The following is a 713-nucleotide window of genomic DNA, read 5'->3' as shown; positions in this document are numbered from 1 at the left end:
GCTTTTGTCGATGGTTATCGTCTCGGGCGAGCCGTTCTGACCGATTGCCTTTTCGAAGAAGCGCCGAGCAGCAGCCTTGTCCCGCTTGGCCCTGAACAGAAAATCGATGGTGTTGCCCGCCTTATCCCGAAATGTTCTTCAGCAGGGCAGCCAGGTCGCTTGCGACGGGCTGGAAGACAGGGGATTCTTGGACAATCTGATCGGTGGTCAGAATCGAATACGCTTCCTTAGCCACCTGTTCCCGGTATGCTTCTGTTTCGGCCTCATCGCATACGCGGCGCAGTTCCCGTACCGCGTTGCCTGGATTCATGGTCCGCACGCGAAAGGCGTCGAGCGAGGCTTCATGCACAAGGTTGTACCAGCATTCGGCCAGAAAGCGCTGGCGCCGGGTGAGCGCCAGTGCAACTGACATTCGCGCGTCAATTCGCATGGGATTGCGGAACAGTCGGAAAACGCCTATTCTATCGGTTCAGTCGTGCGGGTTAAGCGCGCGGCGACAGAAAAAAGGGGTACAAGGGTTCTGTTCGGTCTGGGCGCGTTCCCGCGTCGGTTCCCTCCCCGCCTATACGACGGCCTGCAATGCGCAGGGTTCTGTCGCAGTAAGGAAAGGGAGTCAAGCAAATGCAATATGCGAAGGATGACTTATGATGCCAGCGAATAAAATTGCTGGGCGGCGGACCGCGCAGTTTTGCTCGAACATTTCATCTGTCCTT

At 56.8% G+C, this 713-nt stretch carries 1 protein-coding gene and 1 pseudogene; both read right to left on the bottom strand.

Annotation, left to right across the window (positions count from 1 at the left end):
• Positions 1 to 126: pseudogene (locus ACLFKU_RS43810) on the bottom strand (DDE-type integrase/transposase/recombinase); the annotation flags it as partial.
• Positions 122 to 412, bottom strand: coding sequence for a hypothetical protein (locus ACLFKU_RS43805; protein ID WP_410853397.1), 291 nt, complete (start codon positions 410 to 412; stop codon positions 122 to 124). The pseudogene ACLFKU_RS43810 and the gene ACLFKU_RS43805, both read right to left, overlap by 5 nt.
• Positions 413 to 713: the final 301 nt, after the last annotated feature.

Source organism: Paraburkholderia sp. EG304, assembly GCF_046543485.1.
GTDB lineage: Bacteria > Pseudomonadota > Gammaproteobacteria > Burkholderiales > Burkholderiaceae > Paraburkholderia > Paraburkholderia youngii.
This window is presented reverse-complemented; position numbering and strand designations above follow the sequence as displayed.

What these genes read in the sequence shown, in the direction of transcription:
- ACLFKU_RS43805 (WP_410853397.1), bottom strand. Translation starts at nt 412, where the DNA reads ATGTCAGTTGCACTGGCGCTCACCCGGCGCCAGCGCTTTCTGGCCGAA.